Below are 19214 nucleotides of genomic sequence, written 5' to 3' on the forward strand. Positions count from 1 at the left end.
ATTGCTTTCGCCGGTCCGCTGACGCGTCAGCCAACCACAAACCGTATATTACAAACCACAAACCTGTTCCTGTGTTACAGTTTTATCAACTTCACCGTCCGTTTTTTATCTCCTGAAACAAGAGTCATGAAATACATGCCCGCAGACAGGTTCAGATTGGGTAATATAAACGCGCTTATTCCTGCCGAGGTGTAGCGGTTCTGCCAGACGATCCGGCCGGCGGCATTCGTCAACGTCGCATCCAGCGGTGTATTCGCCTGAATTTCTCCCCATTGAATCCCGAGGGGCTCGGCATCGCTGAACGGATTTGGGTAGACCAGCAATTGGCCGTAGGCATCAGCCAAAACAGATGCCCGCTCAAAATTGGGAATACCATAGCCCAACTGGTCATCGGGATTGCCAAACTGACTCCCCGACCGGCGAAGGGCTTCCGTAACCTGGGCCGCCGTTAAGCGGGGGTGGGCCTGCCAGAAGCCAGCTGCCAGGCCAGCCACAAGGGGAGTGGCAAAGGAAGTACCATTGCCCAAAACGATGTTTCCGCCCGGATCTCCGATAGTAGTTCCCTGCCCCCGAGCCGCCAAATCGGGTTTCACGCGTTGGTCGGCGGAGGGGCCAAACGAACTGAACGAAGCCCGCTGCCCGGTTTGGGTAACGGCACCAATCGCGAGCACAGATGCCGCATCAGACGGTGCCGATAAATAACGCCAGGCATCACTGCCTTCATTCCCGGCCGCTACCACCACAACCATGCCCGTTTCAGTCGCAATCTGGGCCGCCCGGCTGGAGAGTGCTGTTTTTCCGTCCATATTCTGGTAGGTGTAGCTGGTGTTTGGATCATCGAACTGCGTATAACCCAGGGATGAACTAATCACATCGACTCCCGCACTGTCGGCATATTCAGCACCGATCAGCCAGTTGGCTTCTTCAATTTGCTTTTCGGTATCGGCATCTTCGGTACGAAGTAAAATAAACGACGCTTTGTAAGCCGTTCCATACAATTGTTTGTCGGCGGTAGCGGCAATGGCCGACAAACACGAGAGCCCGTGCGCATCGTCTTCATACACGCTCGTTTCTTTCTTTACAAAATCATACGTTGCCAGCACCCGTTTTTCATCCAGGAGCGGTTTAAGAAAACCTACTTTGTCGCCATTCAGAAACCCTGCATCCAGCACGCCAATGAGCATCCCCTCGCCATGATACCCCATCTGGTGCATTTTGTCCACCCCGAGCTGGGTAATCTGCGCCTGCGAAGTACCATAATCCAGCGGGGCGTCGGCCACACTGGTTAAAGACTCCAGCTTTTTAACGGTTTTAGGTTGGGTTTCGGCACTCACACGGGCAGCCGCCAGCGACCGGCCAAATTCCAGCCCCTTTACAAAAGGAAGTTTCTGTATCGTAGCTATGGTGATATCGTTGGTTTCGACCAGCACCGCATTGAGCCAGCGTGAGGTGAACCAGATTCTGGCTCCGGCCTGCTGTAGTTGCGTCACGTAAGTGGGGTTGACCGGTAAGTCACGTTCGAGTATGGAAATTGCCTGTTTTTGCCGACGCAATATGGAGCGCTGCGATAGGAATTGTTCGGGGCGGCTGACGCTGTAGGGCGAGTTTGCCTTATCGCCCAGTAGTACCAGATACTTGCGCGTTGTCTGAGCAAAGCTGGTCAACTGGAAAATTAACAGGACCAGCAGGAACCAGCCCGACTTATTCCTTTCCATACGTTTGAATACGATACACTTGTCGAATGCCATAATCAATCTGGTTCTTCCCGATACAACCTGGACTAGTCGTACAAAATTGACGAGACGTCCGCTCTTTATAAATCAGCCCAACCTGCCGGGCATACACCGCTATTCGTTTCTCCTGCGAAACCAGCGTCGAATCGTCCTGAGCCACCACCGTGACGGTTTCATTGAACAACTTCTCCAATACGCGAAAAGGCTGGCCTGCGTTGCGTACCTCGTACTCGTCGGGTCCGAATGCATTGTGCCGGTTGCCGTTCCAGGTCAACCCGTTACGGATTGGGAATAGTAAGCTAACAAAATCCTGACCATTTTCTGTACGGACGGCTTCATTCGTGACTAACCGGGCCGACCATACCGAATCGGCTTGCCAGGGCTGGCTGTCGGTAGCGCGTCGGTAACGCATGAGTCGGTAGGCCGTTTGGCCAGCTACGTCTGTGTACGGCGCTCCCACAACTTCCTTGATTTGGTAATTTCGCTGTATCGGCTCGGCCTGAAGCCGGTATTGATCTTCCTGTACCGTGTAGATACAAAACTGACCCGTCTCCAGCGGAAAATAAGCAGAGTCTGCTGGGGCGAGCCCGGTTATGGCTGGCTGGCAACCTGATAATAACGCCAGAGCGACCACTATCCGGAAACTTGCAGACAAAGAATAGGGCATACGAAAGGGAGATGACTATCAAAAAATCCGGCTCCAGGCGAAACGGATTATCAGCAGCAGGGCGACAAACCCAACGACTATATAGGCGAAAGGAACGTAGGTAACTGCGTAAATACGGGTGCGGTCAATGAACCAGAGGATGCCCATGACTGCCCCGATCAGGGTCAGAAAACTGGATAATTTACCGAAGCCCGGAATATAGCTGAACGGGATTTTGCGCCGAATAAGCATCAGCGTGGCTACCATCGTCAATACCGGCAGCACTTGCAGACCGAGATTCATATCCCAGATGCTCTGGCGCTCGAACAAAAACAGGTAGATGTTGAGGGTAACGGCAAAAATGCCCGGAATGCAGGCCAGATACACCAGAACCGCATAGACGTAGCGCCATTTCCAGATGGCCTCCGCCGTTTCACCCGACCATAAATTAACTAAAAAAGCTCCTGTCGGTACGGCCGACAGGAGCAGGAATAACATAATTGGCTGGCCGGATAAGGCCGCAAATACATCGCGCAGTGTCATGGTGGTGGAGTAAAAGAGCGAATGAGTAAAAGAACGAAAGAGTGAAAGAGCGTTTCGGCAGTTTTCACTCTTTCGTTCTTTTACTCATTTTATTTAAGCGTCAATAAGTAGCCAATCGTAAAGTTGGCGTCCCAGTCGAAAACGAACTGATTGCAGCCCGTTGCATCGGCAATGGCTTTGTAAATATTCAGGCCCGCTTTCGATTTGGCACTTTCCAGTTTGTAAGCCGATGGCGCATCGAGAACGGTGTAGCGTTCCTTGCCTTTCCGCACCGACTTGGCCAGTTCAAATGGTACACCACCGATGATAAAGCAGGTTTTACGGTGATCGTTGGGCACCTGTTTCGCTTTCGCCGAGACCTCTGTTGAAACGGTTTCATCACTGGTTCCATTCTCAAAATACTTGGCTCCGTACGTTTCCAGCGACTTGATGGACTCGCCCTGCTTCCAGGAGATCTTGGTGTTGCCTGAACCGATGTCTGTGACAAACGAATTGTCCGCATAGTCGGCGGGTAGCACCGACCGCAGCCCCAGGGAACCTTCCTGCTCGGGCGTAACCGTGTTGACAAAATAATTCAGCGACTTTAGGGCCTTGATGATCTTTTGGGTTCCTTCGGCTTTGAGCGCTCCTGAACTAACCACAAAGTGAATGTTGCGTCCGCCCACACCAAAGTCAAGCATTTTGCCGATGTAACTCTTTAAGCCTGTCCGAATGTCATTATCGCTTGCCATGTTCTCCATAACTAGGCTATTCCCGAATTCAGCTTTTTCGAGCTTCCAGCGTTTCTGGTCGTCAATTCTGACAATAAATGAGTTGAAGCCACTGGCGCCTAATTCAACGACACCTTTCAACTGGCCATTCTGAGGCTCCGGAGCGGTGTAATTAAACGCCTGACGCGGCTGATCCGTCGCTTCGCTTTCCGACGAGCCAGATGATGCCTCTGACGAAGATGCCGATGATTCTTCGACGGCTCCTTCGGCTGTTTTGTCGTCAGCCCGGGGCATCGTCTGCGACTCGGAATATTCTTTTTCTTTAGCGTCCTTGGGCGCCAGTTTACGCAAGGCCGCATTGCCACCAAAGTAACGGAACGCGAAGAAAGCGGCAGCCAGAATCAGGGCTGTGATGAGTAGCCGGCCGGCCACAGTTAATCGTTGCATAAGAAATTAATTTTGAATGATTGAATTGTTGAATGTCAGAGTGATTGAATAAGATCAGCGTCGGCTATTTTATCATTCAATCACTCATTTGAAATTAGTCCAGCAGGTTTTTATAGCCAGCGTCCTTCTGAGGATTTGGGCCGAGGTTGAGGGGCTGGGCCGGCGCATCTAGCTGGACCATCTTGAACTCGCCTTTGTTGTAAGCCTCCAGCAGAGCCTCACCCTTGTCGGACAGAACGCCATTCTGAATATCGACGCCGTTGATGAAATCCATCGAGAGATCCATCGCCCGTTTCATTTCACCGAGTTTCATGCTCATGTCGTCCTGAATGTATTCCATCGACTGGTCGAAGTAAAACTTCTTGTCTGGATCACCTTTAAAGATGCTGACCGCCGTTTTGAGGGCATTCGAGCTATCCTTAACAATTTGATATTCTGTCTCTTTGAGCCGAACTTTGATCTCTGTTTCCTTGATAATGTAATCGGCGCTCTGGTTTACTTTTTCCATAAACGCCAGCACATTTTTCATGTTACGCTGGAGCGGGAGCAGCTTTTCATTCATTTCCTGAAGCCCGGCGCCTTCGATGGTTGCCAGTTGGGCCGTTTCGCGCATACCGGGCCTGTCGCTCAGCGAATTGGCTTTATTGGCTTCGGCAAATTTCTGCTTGATCGCTTCGTTGTTCTCATTGATTTTTTTGTTCAGCTTTACGAGCTGTCCTGCCAGAATATTAATCTGACCCTGCATTTTTTCGCGTTTCTCTTTCAAATCATCAATATAGATTTTCATGATAGCGATCGGATTCAATTGAATAACCGTACCGGTTATACTACGCATCAGCGATTTGAACAGAAAGAAGACGGCAGTGCGTACATCTTTGCTGGTGAACAGGAAAATCAGAACGCCCAGCGCGCCAAGCAGGAGCGATAGTTCGAGGATGTTCGACGTGGCGCGAATCAGAAATTCGATGATCCGGTTAAAGTAAACCAGGCCTAATCCCGCCATGCCGGCCAGAACGATCATGCCCAGAACACCTTCGGGACGGCTCCAGAATGAACGCTTTTCTACGTCCGCACCGCCACCAAGTTTAGAAAAATCAGGAGTTGCCATTTGTTTGGGTTTATGGTTTGAGGTTTTGGTATTCGCGAGCCTGAGGTCATCGTTACAACAGGCCTGTCCATCGAGTAGTAAAACCTATTTTAAGTAGTGCGCCATTTTGGCGATATCATCTTTAATCTGGTCGGTAAAATGGGCAAACGTGGTTTCATAATTTTGCCGGTTCTGAGTGATTTTCGCACTCTGTTCCGTGATTTCGCCCGTAATAGCCGTCAACCGGTTTGTATTGGCGTCAATCTGTTTCTGAATCTCCACGAGTTGCTTTGCCAGCGACTCATTATCGGTTTGTAGCCGTTTCTGTTCATTCTGTAAGCCGCCAACGCGTTCGGCCAGAGCGGTTTCTACGCTTTTGGCAAACCCATCCCGGTCTTTGTTCAGGGCTGCAATATATCCATTTGCCGTATTGGTCAACACCGTCACGTCTACTGAGCCAGCCAACGCTTTGAAACTGGCCCAGGCCGCCTGAAACTGCTTCTCTTCGGATAAACCCAGGTTGCTGAGGCTACGCAGCGTTTCCCGAAATTCGAAGTAGTCGGGGCCAGGCGGATTGTTCTGCGCCAGTACGTTGGCCAAATGTTCAGCAAATTTGGAATCGACAGTGCCAGGCGTACTTACCGGCGACTCACCTACCGGTGTAACCGAACCAGGGCTGGTGACCCCGGGCGTAGGTACGCTCGCCGAAGGGCGGGGTACGACTGGTGCCGATGAAGCCACTGGCGGTGTGCCGGTAGCCGTACCCGGCTCTTCGTCTTTAACGAAGAAACTCAGGATTTTACGACCAATTGATTTGTCAGGTTCTGGCATAATTGTCTATCGTTTCGGAGCTACTCATTGGCGGGTTTACCCCTTCTGTAAAAGACTAAGCAATGTTACGAGGTTCCGGCCAATCCCACAATATCAGATTTGGCCGAACGGTTGCGGGGGTTGACAATGTGTTGCAGGGAAGGACGGTTTACGGTTTGTAGTTTACGGTTTGTGGTTGGCTGACGCATCAGTTGCTTTCGCCGGTCCGTTGGCGCGCCAGCCAACCACAAACCGTAAACCGAGTCTTATTTCCTCACCCACGTTTCCATCCGCTCTCTAAACGTTTCTACTTTGGCTTTAGAAACTAGTTGGATATACATGTTGTAGGGATTCTGGCGGTAGTAATCCTGGTGATACCCTTCGGCGGGGTAGAAGGCCGTATAGGGAACCACCTGCGTAACAACTCGCCCCTGGTGATGTCCGGACGCATTTTCCCGCTGAATGGCTGCTATGATGCGGGCTTTCTCCTGAGGTGTTCGGTAAAACACCACCGAGCGGTAATGCTTCCCAATATCGGGACCTTGCCGATTGAGTTGAGTGGCATCGTGGCCGGCAAAAAACGCATCCAGCAGTACGTCATACGAAATAACGTCGGGGCTGTAATAAACCTGTACCGCTTCGGCGTGTCCCGTTTGGTCGGTGCCAACCTGTTCGTACGTGGGGTAGGCCAGATCACCACCGGCATAGCCTGAAACGGCCACCCGTACTCCCTTCAGCGATTTCATTTCCTCCTGAACGGCCCAGAAACAGCCACCCGCCACGGTTGCTACAGCCTCGCCGGGTTGCAGACCAGGGAGTTTGGCTGGGTTCGTATCAATAACGGTCGCGGTTTTCTCGGCTGGGTGCTGTTGGCAACCCGCTAAAAACAAGGCAGCCAGAATAAATAGGTGAACGAGTAATTTCATGAGATAGCCTTACACGTAGATTAACACAAAAGCGGGGTAGTGGGTTGCGTAAAAGTAACGCCCTTTAGGCCTTAACTTTGTTCGTTGGCCCACTGCTACCAATTGTAACCTATTGCTTATGAACCGCAGGGTATTGCGGCTATATCTGTATGTCACTAACGACTTTAGGGCTCGAACTGCCCACAGACCCGCGTTGGGTCAACATTGCCGAAATGAATATCGGCGAAATTTTGGTTGATCATGCCTGGTGCGAACAAAAGGCCGCATCGTCGTGTATTTCGCTGATTGTCCAGTATTTCGATCAGCCAACGCTGGTTGATACGTTAACGCCCATCGTATCCGAAGAGTGGGGGCACTTTCACCGGGTATTAAAAGAGCTTCAAAAACGGGATATCCCGCTGGGACGGCATCGAAAAGATGAATACGTTAATCAGGTACGAACCCGGTTGCGTCGGTCGATTAACGATTACAAAGAGCAGATGATGGACAATCTGCTGATGAATGCCCTGATTGAAGCCCGAAGTTGCGAACGCTTTAAGCTCCTGTCGGAGCAAATCGCCGATGAAAGCCTGCGAAAGTTTTACCGCGAACTGATGATTTCAGAAGCCGGTCATTACCGCACATTCATTGATTTGGCCGAAGCCTATCTGCCCGCCGAACGTGTCCGGAAGCGGTGGAAGGAGTTTCTGGCAGTAGAAGCTGACATTATAGCAAAATTGGGCGTCCGTAGTGATCGAATGCACTGAGCAGATCAAGGAATTTATCGACTCGTTTGTCCCGAACTGAGTAAAGCGTGGGTTATCTTTACTGTTCGGCTGAACACGTACTCACCGAAGCACGAATGACTTTTCTTCGCCAAACGGCTAAACGAATTTTTGATACCCACGGTCCTAGCTTACGCGACGTTTGGGTGATTTTGCCGACGCGCCGGGCTGTGTCCGTTTTTTTAGATGAACTGGCGGCTCTTTCTGACCGGCCTTTTCTGGCTCCCCACGCCCTCGCTGTCGACGATTTTATTACCCAGGCTGCGGGTGTCCAATTGATCGATTCGGTTAGTTTACTATTTGACCTTTACGACGTTTTTAGAGAAATCGACCCATTGGTTGAGTTTGAACAGTTTATCGGTTGGGCATCGGTGTTGTTAGCTGATTTCGACCGGATCGATCAATACCTCGTTAGCCCAACGGAACTCTTTAGTTACCTCACGGCAGCCAAAACCCTCGAACGCTGGCAGGTCGATATGCCGTCGACGGCCAAACCCATTGCAGAAACGCCTGGTACGGCCCGCTACTTCAAGCTGTTTGAGAACCTGCAAACGGCTTACCATGCCCTGCATGAACGCCTGAACGAACAAGGACTTGCTTACCGGGGAATGGCCTATCGGTTGCTGGCGCAGAACGTCGAGTCGCTGATTCGGGATAATCTGGCCTATGAGCGGGTTTATTTTGTCGGGTTCAATGCGCTCAGCCGGGCTGAGGAACACATCATTCGGGTGCTAGTCGATGCTCAAAAGGCCGAACTCATCTGGGACGCCGACCAGTATTACATGGACGACCGCCGTCAGGAAGCAGGCGAATTCCTGCGACGATATAAAGAAAATGGCTGGTTTTTTTCGAAACAGAACCACGCCGATTTGGTCCAGCAATCCAACAATCTGCTCGGAACGGAGAAAAACATTCGCGTAGTCGGCGTGGCCAATGCCAGCATGCAGACGAAAGTGGCCGGTAAGATTTATAGCGAGTGGCAACAGGCCGGGCCTATAGGACAGGGGAATAACACGAGCCGTTCGCCCAGAACGGCCATTGTGCTGGCCGATGAAACCCTGCTTGTGCCGGTGCTGTATGCGCTCGACGAAAACGTGACGGACTTAAACGTGACGATGGGACTGTCGTTGCGCTCGTCGCTGATGTTCACCCTGGTCGATACGCTGTTTGAGATGCAGCGAACGGTACATGAATTCCGGACACGGGATGGGCGTGATCTGAAGATTCCCAAATTTCATCACCGCCACATAGTAAAGCTGCTGAATCACCCGTTCCTGAAGCAGTATGAGCGTATTCGCGGACTCATGTGGCCGGGGGAGGTGTTGCCCAATGGCGACGTGCTACCGCCCGAACCCCTCTTTCAGTGGATTGCCAAAGAAATTGTCAAGAACCAGCGGGTCTACCTGACCGAACAGGAAATAAGAGAGCTAGGACAGAACGATCCGCTTGTGCAGGTACTGTTCACACGTTGGCCCAATGAAGAGCCAATGAAGGCTATTCAGACATTTTACGAGCTGATCGAACTCCTGCGCGATGTGTATCGGACTAGTCAGGATGCCATCGAAATTGAGTACCTATATCTGTTTTTCACCCTGCTCAAGCAACTCGAAGCAACCCTGGAGCGGCAGGGAAGCGTGGGGAAAGGGGCACGCAACGGCCGTCAGGCTACGGGCCAGGCCGAGGTTACCGTGCGAAGCTTTCGGCAATTTCTGTATGAATTAATTCGGCAGACATCCATCCCGTTCACCAGCGAAGGAAAAAGCCAGTTGCAAATCATGGGGATGCTCGAAACGAGGGCGCTGGATTTCGATCGGGTTATTATCCTGTCCGTAAACGAAGGGATTCTACCCCAGTCGCGGAAACTTAACTCGCTGATTCCGTTCGATATAGCTTCGGAACTGCTCCTGCCTACGTATCGGGAGCAGGAAGCCGTTATGGCCTACCACTTTTACCGGCTCCTGCAGCGAGCCAGTGACGTGGTGTTGTTGTATACCACCTCAACTGATGCATATGGAAGCAGTAAAGGGGAGCCGAGCCGGTTTATCCGACAACTGGAACATGAACTCGTGCCCCGTTCCAAAGGCCTTGTTCGCATAAGCCGCCCGACGGTTCGCTTTGGGCGGTCAACCGAGCAGGCCGGTGCCGATTTGGCCCAACTGCGGGTGCAAAAAACGGAACGCATACGGGACGATCTAATTAAATTGCTCACCACAAAAGGCTTATATCCGTCCTACCTGAACCAGTTTGTGAGTTGCTCGATGCGCTTCTATTTCAGCCGGATTGTGAACATCAGTGAGGAGGAAGATATTGAGGAGAAAATGGGGGCTGCCGAATTCGGAAGTTGGCTGCACAAAGTGATGGAGCGCCTGGATCTGGACTATCGCCTGAAAGGGTTACCCATCGACGAGTCGATTATCAAGAACCTGCTGGAAGAAGAATTTGCCAGTTCCATGAAAGGGCGGGTCATTGAATCGGGAATGAACCTGTTGCTCTATGACCTGGCTCAGAAACTGATGCTCGATTTCCAGCGTCAGCAAAATGCCCTCACGGGTCTTACCGTCATCGGTACCGAGCAAACCCTGGAAACGTACCTGACAGTTTCTGTGGAGGGCCGTGCGCCGATCCGGGTGCGTATTGCGGGTAAAATTGACCGCATCGAGCAATTTGGTGATCAGATTCGCATTGTCGATTATAAAACCGGTAAGGTTGATCTGTCCGACAAAACACCTATCGGCCTGATTGACAAGCTACTGAATGACGGAAAGGAAGATAAAATGCGGCAGTTGTGGCTATACCGATACCTGGCCCTCAAAAACATCAGCGACTATGGCGGACTGCCCCGTGACAGAGCCAAGAAGGACATTTTTAAGGCGGAGGGCTTGCCGGTTGAAGCGGGTTTCTATTCATTCCGCGATGTGAACGGTGGCTTCAAATCAAACCCGGTCCGGTTTGGCGACAATGACAGCCCGGCCCAATACATTAAAGATTCAGAGGATTTATTGCGTCAACTCATTGAGCGCTTGCTCGACCTAAACGAGCCGTTCAAGAAAACCGACCAAATAGAAACCTGTCAGTTCTGCGATTACAAGGGCATTTGCGGAAGATAAGTGCTGGTGAAGAAGGAAGGCTTGGTAATCTGATAATTTACTGGACCGAATTACTTTTGACCAGCTATTTTATTCTGTTTACCACTGATAAACTTATGAAAAAGACAATAGGGTCCATACGCGGCTAAGTCTGTAATAGGAACCAGTTTAACGTAGTGCTCATTAATCGAACAGGCTTATTTCTGCCCACTTATCGGGAAGGATCAATGGGAAGATGAGTCTTGTCGGGAGATGGAATAAACTGAGATGCCATTTCCCCGGTTTATAGTCAGATGCGGGTCAATGATGAAGTAATCTTGTTCTTTTCAGTCTTGAAATGGCTATTTATTGCCAGTCTCATCGGCTGTCTGGTTGGTTTTGTTGCTTCAGGATTTATTCGTTCGCTGCATTATGTCATTGAACAGAGTAATCAATACCAGCATATTTTTTACTTACTACCCCTCAGTTTTTTTCTGGCTAATCTGCTTAGCCAGTTTGTGCTCAAGAGACACCTGGGAACCGATACCCTGATCGATGCCATCAATAAAAACTATGGTAAGCTGGAGGGGAGCTTCATTCCCACGAAAGTCGTCAATGTGGTGCTGATTCTGGCTACGGGAGGCTCGGCTGGTAAAGAAAGTCCCTGCGCCCAGATTGGGGCAGGTATCGGCAGTGTGTGTGCCAGTTTATTCCGGGTGAATGACATTGATCGCCGGAAGATGGTCCTTTGCGGCTTTTGTGCTGGATTTGCCTGCGTCTTTGGGGCTCCTATTGCGGGTGCATTATTTGGGATTGAGGTGCTGGCCGTTGGCGTGATTTTCTATGATGTTTTATTGCCCGCTTTTATTGCTTCTGTGACAGCCTATCAGGTTTCGTCAGCCCTTGGCGTTACTTTTTTTTATTATCCTCTGAAATTTATTCCAGCCTTTGGTCAGGGGTTCTTCATTCAGTTGATAGTGGGCGGCATAGTCTTTGGTTTATGTGCCTTCGCCCTAGTACGGGCCATTCAACAAAGTACCCTGGCAACCAACGCCATTCCGCTCTGGCGCCCTTTAAAAGGTTTTCTGGGTGGGGTCATTCTGGTTGTTTTGACCCTTTTGTTTTCACGGGATTATTTGGGGCTGGGCCTCAATCTGATGGAAGACTGTATCAAAGGCTATTCAGTAAATAGATTCGCCTTTTTGCTGAAAGCCATTTTTACAATCATCACATTGAGCATCAGTCGGAGCGGCAGTGTCATTACGCCTATACTCTTTATTGGCGCGACGGCGGGGGGCTCCTTCGCCCAACTGGTTGGAGCAGATCAATCGACCTTTGCGGCTATTGGCTTTGTGAGCCTGTTAGCGGGAACAACCAACACGCCCATTGCTACCAGTATTTTGGCCATCGAGCTGTTTGGCGCGTCAATAGCACCTTATGCAGCCGTATCCTGCGTGCTTAGTTACCTGATGTCGGGTCACCAAAGTTTATACGCTTCCCAGCGATTAATCATCCCTAAATCAGGAGCCATTGCCATCAGGCCAGGCCTTTCTATCGGAAGCCTGTCAGCAGACCGAAAACCGACCGACATTCGACTTTCGAGCTGGTTACAGCGACTAAAGTCGTTCTTTAACGGCTTAGCTGGACGGAAAAATGGCGCAAAAGATGAGTAATTCAATAGAATTGGGACGTTTGGTGAATGCCGCAGGGAGGCTCACATATGTCAGCCAGAGACCATGTCGCTTGGCAGGATGCTCAGGAAACTATAGGTATTATGAAAATTCTACTCGTTGAAGACGAAGTAAGTCTGGCCTCGTTCATTCGCAAAGGTGTGGAGAGCGAAGGGTATGAAATTGATCTGGCTTATGATGGGCTGGTGGGCCAAAGCCTGGCCGACAACAAGACCTACGACGTTATTGTGCTCGATGTCAACCTGCCCCATATAAATGGGTTTGACCTGTGTCGGCATATCAAACGGGAGACGCCCCGCCAGTCGGTTATGCTGCTTACGGCGCTGGACAGCCTTCCCGATAAAGAAAGCGGGTTTGGAGCCGGTGCCGACGATTACCTGGTTAAGCCCTTTGAATTCCGGGAGTTGATGTTGCGAATCAAAGCCCTGGCCCGGCGAAATAGTGACTTTAGCGGCTTGAAAACCGTACTGCGTGTGGCCGATCTGGAGCTTAATACGGAGGCTCATTCGGTTTTCCGGGCCGGGCAGCGGATTGATCTGACCGCCCGGGAGTACGCCCTGCTCGAATACCTAATGGTCAATCAGGGTCGAACTGTCAGCCGGGTCGACATTGCCGAAAAAGTATGGGATCTGCATTTCGATACGAGCACAAATGTGATTGACGTGTATATCAATTACCTGCGCAAAAAAATTGATAAAGACTACAGCCCGAAACTATTGCATACGATCATTGGGATGGGCTACGTCTTACGGGGCTGATTATGCAGATTAAACATAAACTCATTCTCTGGTTTTCGTCGTTGGTGGCCAGTATTCTGGTTATTTTCTCGGTTTATGTGTACAGCACCTACGCCAGTTTCCGACAGCGTTCCATCGAAGACCGGTTGGCCCGGAAAGCCCGGGTTACGGAGCAACTGCTCACACTGAGAGGAGCGGTGGCAGGCAGCGTGATTACATCCATGCCCGAGCAGGTCGAGCTTGTCTATTCGCCGTCCGACAGTTTAATTTATAATAGCCAGCAAACCAACGACTTTGTGGCTGAACCCGCTTTCCGAAGTCGGGTTCGGCGGGAGCGACTTGTCCGGTTTCAATACGAAAGTCCCGGTCATTTGTATCCTAAAGATGGCGTCGCCCTAACCTACGCGGGCGTCTCACCGTCGCCCGATGGCCGGGAGTACGTCGCCATCGCCACTGCCTACGATCAGGACGGCTATCAGCGACAAAAAGATCTACGCGATCTTTTTATCATTGGGAATGCGGTATCCATTGGACTGGTCATTCTGATGGGGTACCTGTTTGCCCGTCAGGCCCTCAAGCCACTAAACAGTCTGATCGACCAGATCAATACGCCCGAAGCCAGTTCGCTGACCTTCCGACTGCGGGCCAACAACCCACAGGATGAGGTGGGTGTGCTGGCGCAGGCCTTTAATGACCTGCTTACTCGGCAAGAGCGGCTGGTCGAAAATCAACGCTCGTTTATTGCCCAGGCGTCGCACGAATTACGCACGCCCCTGACTACTATTAAAGGCTGGCTGGAAACGTCTATGCTGTACGACGCCGACGCCGAGAGCCTCAAACGGGGTATGGCCCAGGCGGTCAAAGAACTGGATAAACTTACCGCTCTGTCCAATGGGCTGTTGCAACTGGCCCGTATTGATGGTGTAGATGCCCAGCTTGACCGGCAGCCACTCGAATTGGTTGAAGTTGTACTCGATGCGGCCGATACATTTAGTAAACAGCATAGCGGACAATCGCTATCGTTGCAACTCAGTGACGGGATACTCGAACAAAGCATACCAGTCATGATCCGGGGCAATGCTTATCTGCTTCGAACGGCGTTGTTGAATCTGCTGGACAATGCGGCCAAATATTCGGGTGGACAGCCGGTTACGCTTTGTCTGGAAATGGATACCGAAGAACGGTCGCGTATTCGAATCGAAGATCGGGGTATCGGCCTGACGCCTGGCGAAGAAGAACGGGTGTTGCTGCCCCTGGTTCGAGGGTCTAACGTGCAGGCAATCGATGGTTTCGGCATTGGCTTAACGCTGGCACATCGGATTATAACCATCCATCAGGGGAAGCTACGGCTGCGTCCCCGCCCGGGAGGGGGAACGATCACCGACATTACCCTACCCTTACAACCCGCTTAATAACTTCCACGTTTTCATCTGGTTCATAATGGGTAACTCAATGCCTATGGATATGCCTAGCGAGGTTAGGACAAACCCGATGGCTAGCACAATCCAGTAAAACGTTTTATCGTTCTTGACCGGATGCCCACATGCTTGTTGACCTATGAATAAAAAAATGGAAAGGTAGATGACGGACTACCAAGTGCTGATTTGGCAGTCCGTCTACCTGACGTTGACTGTTACCGTCAGGCCCGTGGGGGGAACCCGAAGGATAGCTTGCTCAAACGTCGGCGGGCCACTCACGCCCCCTCGGGCGTCATTCGAGATACCGTATGCCTCTCTTGGTATGCGAAACAGGTTGTAATCGAGACGATGGTTGCCGTTCTCGTCGTGCACCACTCCCAGGGCATAATTACCGGCGGGCAATCGGTCGAATACGAATAGGCTGGTTAGCTCTTCAATGGGGACTTCCACGCAGCGCAAGGCCTTTTTGTCATCGGAGGGGAACCCATCTGCTGAGTTGAAGAGCCAGATTTTGCAATGTCCCTTGTCGGTTTCAAAGCCGGTTACGTTGACCGTTAGCGCGCCTTGTGCGAACATAGACGTGGTCCACAGAGCTTGCAGCACCACCCAGGTCAGGATTGTTTTCATCGTGTTTTACTTGGTTGTAGACTTTAATGGAGTCGACTGAGCGTAATTTAATTGGGTCCGATGAGACATTAGTGGACTAAAAAATGGCTCCGGCGGCTAAGAGTGTCAGTCCGATCAGGCCCCCCGCTACCCGAATCCGGTGAAAATTCACCCACCGGTCGCGCAGTTGCGCCCAATGGGTAGGTAGCGCCGATGGGTCCCAGCTTACAATCTGCATTACGATGGGCACTTCGATTCGTACCGTGACGATCAGCGCCGTCAGGAAGCAGCCGAAGCCCGCCAGCGTAAGCCAGAACGTTGTCGGCTGGCTATCAAAGGACAGGTACAGCGTGGGCAGGGTAGAAAGCAGCCCCAGGGGCGTTAGGAATGTCATCAAGCCCGCCATGTTCTGATTTAGCCGGTGGGTAATGGCCAGAAACACGCCTGGCTCGAATGTATTTAGAGAACGGCTCAGTGCCAGCCAAGGACCCCAGTACATACCGCCAACTAAGGCTGACAGGACCAGATTGAAGAGTTCGAAGAATTTAAGTGTCATTGCAGTAAGTGGTTGTATAGTGTGTCCAAACATTGGTTCTGTTTTAAACATGGCAAAGATCCTGCTCATTATATACAGAAAATACCTACGTTTAGCCAATAAATAGTCGTATTCAGTCAGATGCAGTTAGTAATTGATTCCTCAGGACCGGTCGGACGGATTGATGTGCTGTCGGAAGATGGACACTCAACCAGCGCCGACTATATAGAGATGGCGTTCCCCCCTTCTTTGGGGACGGGTACCATCCAGCGGTTTACGCTTAGCCCGCTACTATTTGTTATGTTGCACCGCTACACCCTCAGCCGGGACGTTGAGTTGCGCCGTCGGGCCGAACCTGGCGATCAGTCGATGATTATATTTAGTTTTCGCAATATGGTACGCCCGGCTACCCCGTCCGCCCACCCGTCGTCCATCCGAATGCTCCCGGCGGTGCAAGTGAGTTCGAGTGATATGGACTTAGCTGTCTCTTTCCCCACCGGTACGCTCATTCGCACGATTATCGTTGGCATCAACGCAGCCCTGCTAGGGCAACTCATGGGGCAACAAACCCAAAAGCCGCTGGTTCAAACCCTGCTGAGTAGTCGTCAATCGTACCTCTACGAAGAAATCGGGTCACTGGTCGTTCAGCAGGTGGCGGCCGACATGTTGGCCCACCACTCGACCGACCCGCTGTTATCCTTTTACTTAACCGTGAAAGGGCAGGAGTTGGTCTATCAGTTCATGAGCGATTTACTGAAGCGCGAGACTAAAGCGGTCTATCCGCTACGGGACGATGATGGCAAGACACTCTTTGTCGTGCGGGACCAGTTGGTACAGGATCTAAGTCGGGCTCCGAGCATGCCCCATCTGGCCTCGGTAGCGGGGATGAGCGAAAGCAAACTCCGTCGGTTATTTCGGCAGGTTTTCGGCATGAGCCTCTATGATTACTACCAGACGGTACGCATGCACGAAGCGGCCCGACTGTTGCGGGAAGCTAAACTATCCGTGTCGGAAACGGGCTATCAGTTGGGCTTTGCCAACCTGAGTCATTTTACTCGTGTCTTTAAGCAGCATCTGGGTCAAAAGCCAAAACAGTATGCAAAATCAATGTAGTGGCTGTGGGCGGCTATTGGTCATTGTGGTGGAGTGGTAGCGAAGCCGCCGGGCAATTCCAGACAGTAGCTATCCTATTCGCTATTGGTAGGCCACTGCCGGATGACCTGAGTAATCGTTTGTTCCCTTATTCCCACAAAACGCTCGTAGCTTTATACATAGGTAGAACTATATATAAAGCTACTAACCACATTTCGTGTGCAGATCGATAAACGGCGATTTATTTCAGGACCTCTTCCAATTTCTTTACCAATTGTTCAGGCTGTTCCCGCATGGCATAATGTCCGCCTTCCAGCGATGCGATTTGCCAGTGCCGTTGGCGCGCTTTGACTAAGCCCATTTGGTCGTTGGCGGCTTGGCTTTGCCCATTCTTAGTCATCACAATAAACGTGGTAGGGATGGTCTTAACCAACGGATTACGAAGGGATAACGGCTCGGTAAATGTTTTCAATGACTGAGCTACATCCATAGGTGGAATCGATCTGACCGGCCCAAATGGATACTCCATAAAGCCATCCTTTACGTGAGATGCCATGAGGCTATTCCATAAATCACCGCAAACCATCTGAGCGCTCTCCCCATCATTGGGCACCATGGCATCCAAATAAATCAGCTTACTGATTCGATCGGGCAGTTGCTCCGCCACGCCAGAGATGACCATGCCCCCAAAGCTGTGTCCGACTAAAATGACGTTGTGTAAGTCTTCAAACTTAATCACGTTGACAATGTCGCTAATGAAGGTAGTCAAATTGATGGTTGGGTTCGCTAGATGCACGCGCTCCCCCAGACCGGTCAAGGTAGGCCGGTATACCTTATCGCCCTTGGCTCGTAGAATAGTTTCGACTTGGGCATAATCCCAGCCACCCGACCAAGCTCCGTGTACCAACAGAAACGTTCTAGGCTGATGCGTTTGGGCAAAGCAAGTTATAGAAGCCATGAAGGCGAGAATCAACACTAGTTTGTTCATAATTATTTAGCTGATGGTTAGCAACTGAACAAATTTCGTCAACTTCACTTTCGAAAAGGTAGCCGTTACCTACAAGTAACTAGTTACCTGCGCGTAACCAGTAATCAAGATAATCAGATGGAATCTTCAGAACCGGCTTGCCAGTATGAACTGCTGGCGGCCCGCGATGCGCTGGAAGTGATTCAGGGCAAATGGCGCATTCCCATTGTCATTTCCTTAACCTATGGAACAAAACGGTTTGGGGAGATTCAGCGTGATATTGGGGACATCTCGCCGAAGATGTTATCTCAAGAGTTGAAAGCGCTGGAAGCCAACCAGCTTATCACACGTAAGCTGTTGGCAGATAGTATGCCTGTTTCGGTCGAATACTCACTGACGCCCTTAGGCCTGTCGTTGAAGAGTCTGTTAGTCGAGCTACGGGTTTGGGGCCGGCACTTTCGCACCGAGATGATTCATCGTTAAGCGGTTGCCCTCCTCACAAAAACAAGTAGTTGTTCAGCACCAGACGCCGATTCATTTGAGAGTGGGAGTGGCCAGCCCGTGCTCATTCTATAGTATTTAACTGATGTATCCGCCTGTAACGCGCCTAAAATTGAGACCAGGGGATGGCTATCAATCGCTGATTGGGTAAATCAAGTCCATTAAGGACTAACTTAGAATAAGGGCTTGGTCAGATCGTGCCGATCCTGGTTGATAATAGTACTGGTTACTTTAGCGCTAAGCACCCAGCAAAGTAGCCATAAACCTCCCTTCTATTATTTCATTTTAGCTGCTAACCAATGCTTAGCCAAGGTGGCCTCCACCGGTTGTAACAGATGAATACCCAACTCAATTTGATTTTCAGCTAGTCCCCCAAAACATAGCTGGTTCACCTCGTTCAATTTCTGGTAGCAAGCTTCTAGTTGGCTTTGCCCTTGGCTAGTGATCGTTAGCCGTTTGGTCCGCTTATCATGCACATCACCTTGTTCCAGGATTAGCCCCGACTTCTTGAGCCGGTCAAGAATCAGTAAGCCGGATGATAACTCATTGAAGTGAGCCGAGATGACATCGGTCTTCTTGGGATTGGTCATGTACGCTACCGAACTGAGATACAAAAACTCATCGAAGCTGTTAAGGCCGCATTCTTTAAAAGCAGCCAGGGCATGAAGTGTATGCAATTTGGAAACCCGGCCAATTAATTTAATCAGCAAGCTAGCCTTATCAGGAGGGGCAGGGGATTGCCAGAAGGAAGCTAAACTGCTTTCGGGCTGCTGACTCGCTAAGTAAGTTTGGCAAAACTGCGCTAAATCCGCTTTAGGGTTTTCTTGTTCATAGCTCGCCCAAAGATTGAGTAGTTCAACAGCTTTATTCATATAGATCATCTTTGATGTAAAACTAAAGCATCATCCAGGTGTTAAATAATCATTTATGATGTAT

Annotated in this window: 19 protein-coding genes; 7 read left to right on the top strand and 12 right to left on the bottom strand. The window is 50.7% G+C overall.

All coding sequences use genetic code 11. The annotated features are described in order from the left end of the window. Positions 1 to 74: 74 nt before the first annotated feature. From SD10_RS10590 to msrA, 8 genes are all read right to left on the bottom strand, one after another. On the bottom strand, positions 75 to 1715 hold the full coding sequence (locus SD10_RS10590) for a S8 family serine peptidase (RefSeq protein ID WP_046573774.1): 1641 nt from the start codon (positions 1713 to 1715) through the stop codon (positions 75 to 77). Beyond that, complete coding sequence (locus SD10_RS10595) at positions 1702 to 2400, bottom strand: hypothetical protein (protein ID WP_046573775.1); 699 nt, start codon at positions 2398 to 2400, stop codon at positions 1702 to 1704. Before SD10_RS10595 ends, SD10_RS10590 begins: the two co-directional genes overlap by 14 nt. An 18-nt stretch (positions 2401 to 2418) precedes the next feature. Continuing rightward, complete coding sequence (locus SD10_RS10600) at positions 2419 to 2922, bottom strand: hypothetical protein (RefSeq protein WP_046573776.1); 504 nt, start codon at positions 2920 to 2922, stop codon at positions 2419 to 2421. An 89-nt stretch (positions 2923 to 3011) separates the two neighbouring features. Beyond that, a complete protein-coding gene (locus tag SD10_RS10605) occupies positions 3012 to 4079 on the bottom strand; it encodes a hypothetical protein (RefSeq protein WP_046573777.1) in 1068 nt (355 codons plus the stop codon). A gap of 94 nt (positions 4080 to 4173) precedes the next feature. Then, complete coding sequence (locus tag SD10_RS10610) at positions 4174 to 5187, bottom strand: hypothetical protein (RefSeq protein WP_046573778.1); 1014 nt, start codon at positions 5185 to 5187, stop codon at positions 4174 to 4176. An 84-nt stretch (positions 5188 to 5271) separates the two neighbouring features. Further along, positions 5272 to 5997 carry a hypothetical protein gene (locus tag SD10_RS10615; RefSeq protein WP_046573779.1) on the bottom strand — a complete coding sequence of 242 codons (726 nt, stop codon included), beginning with the start codon at positions 5995 to 5997 and terminating at the stop codon, positions 5272 to 5274. A gap of 65 nt (positions 5998 to 6062) precedes the next feature. Then, positions 6063 to 6227 (bottom strand): hypothetical protein, encoded by a 165-nt coding sequence (locus SD10_RS29650; RefSeq protein ID WP_158500559.1) that lies wholly within the window; start codon positions 6225 to 6227, stop codon positions 6063 to 6065. Positions 6228 to 6242: 15 nt separating this feature from the next. Next, the gene (gene msrA, locus SD10_RS10620) at positions 6243 to 6902 is read right to left on the bottom strand and encodes a peptide-methionine (S)-S-oxide reductase MsrA (protein WP_046573780.1); all 660 of its coding nucleotides are present in this window, start codon (positions 6900 to 6902) and stop codon (positions 6243 to 6245) included. A 149-nt stretch (positions 6903 to 7051) separates the two neighbouring features. Here msrA and miaE point away from each other — a divergent pair, with 149 nt between their 5' ends. From miaE to SD10_RS10645, 5 genes are all read left to right on the top strand, one after another. Then, the gene (miaE, locus tag SD10_RS10625) at positions 7052 to 7648 is read left to right on the top strand and encodes a tRNA-(ms[2]io[6]A)-hydroxylase (protein WP_046573781.1); all 597 of its coding nucleotides are present in this window, start codon (positions 7052 to 7054) and stop codon (positions 7646 to 7648) included. A gap of 95 nt (positions 7649 to 7743) precedes the next feature. Next, positions 7744 to 10773, top strand: coding sequence for a PD-(D/E)XK nuclease family protein (locus tag SD10_RS10630; protein WP_046573782.1), 3030 nt, complete (start codon positions 7744 to 7746; stop codon positions 10771 to 10773). Positions 10774 to 11084: 311 nt separating this feature from the next. Further along, the gene (locus SD10_RS10635; RefSeq protein ID WP_227699198.1) at positions 11085 to 12404 is read left to right on the top strand and encodes a chloride channel protein; all 1320 of its coding nucleotides are present in this window, start codon (positions 11085 to 11087) and stop codon (positions 12402 to 12404) included. A gap of 101 nt (positions 12405 to 12505) precedes the next feature. Next, positions 12506 to 13180 (top strand): response regulator transcription factor, encoded by a 675-nt coding sequence (locus tag SD10_RS10640; protein WP_046573784.1) that lies wholly within the window; start codon positions 12506 to 12508, stop codon positions 13178 to 13180. A 2-nt stretch (positions 13181 to 13182) separates the two neighbouring features. Next, positions 13183 to 14571: a HAMP domain-containing sensor histidine kinase gene (locus SD10_RS10645; protein ID WP_046573785.1), complete on the top strand. Its 1389-nt coding sequence runs from the start codon at positions 13183 to 13185 to the stop codon at positions 14569 to 14571. A gap of 204 nt (positions 14572 to 14775) precedes the next feature. On the opposite strand, the gene SD10_RS10650 is transcribed toward SD10_RS10645, so the two are convergent. Next, positions 14776 to 15204 (bottom strand): DUF2141 domain-containing protein, encoded by a 429-nt coding sequence (locus SD10_RS10650; protein WP_052731149.1) that lies wholly within the window; start codon positions 15202 to 15204, stop codon positions 14776 to 14778. Positions 15205 to 15280: 76 nt separating this feature from the next. Then, complete coding sequence (locus SD10_RS10655; protein WP_046573786.1) at positions 15281 to 15739, bottom strand: anthrone oxygenase family protein; 459 nt, start codon at positions 15737 to 15739, stop codon at positions 15281 to 15283. Between the two features lie 120 nt (positions 15740 to 15859). Here SD10_RS10655 and SD10_RS10660 point away from each other — a divergent pair, with 120 nt between their 5' ends. After that, positions 15860 to 16831, top strand: coding sequence for a helix-turn-helix transcriptional regulator (locus SD10_RS10660; RefSeq protein ID WP_052731150.1), 972 nt, complete (start codon positions 15860 to 15862; stop codon positions 16829 to 16831). A gap of 220 nt (positions 16832 to 17051) precedes the next feature. Here the strand turns inward: SD10_RS10660 and SD10_RS10665 are convergent, their stop codons facing one another. Further along, positions 17052 to 17798, bottom strand: coding sequence for an alpha/beta fold hydrolase (locus SD10_RS10665; protein WP_082111568.1), 747 nt, complete (start codon positions 17796 to 17798; stop codon positions 17052 to 17054). 117 nt (positions 17799 to 17915) lie between these two features. Between SD10_RS10665 and SD10_RS10670 the strand changes: the two genes are divergently transcribed. Then, complete coding sequence (locus tag SD10_RS10670; protein ID WP_046573787.1) at positions 17916 to 18260, top strand: winged helix-turn-helix transcriptional regulator; 345 nt, start codon at positions 17916 to 17918, stop codon at positions 18258 to 18260. A 293-nt stretch (positions 18261 to 18553) separates the two neighbouring features. On the opposite strand, the gene SD10_RS10675 is transcribed toward SD10_RS10670, so the two are convergent. After that, the gene (locus tag SD10_RS10675) at positions 18554 to 19150 is read right to left on the bottom strand and encodes a MarR family winged helix-turn-helix transcriptional regulator (RefSeq protein ID WP_046573788.1); all 597 of its coding nucleotides are present in this window, start codon (positions 19148 to 19150) and stop codon (positions 18554 to 18556) included. Between the last annotated feature and the right edge of the window lie 64 nt (positions 19151 to 19214).

It is taken from the genome of Spirosoma radiotolerans (genome assembly GCF_000974425.1).
Taxonomy (GTDB): domain Bacteria; phylum Bacteroidota; class Bacteroidia; order Cytophagales; family Spirosomataceae; genus Spirosoma; species Spirosoma radiotolerans.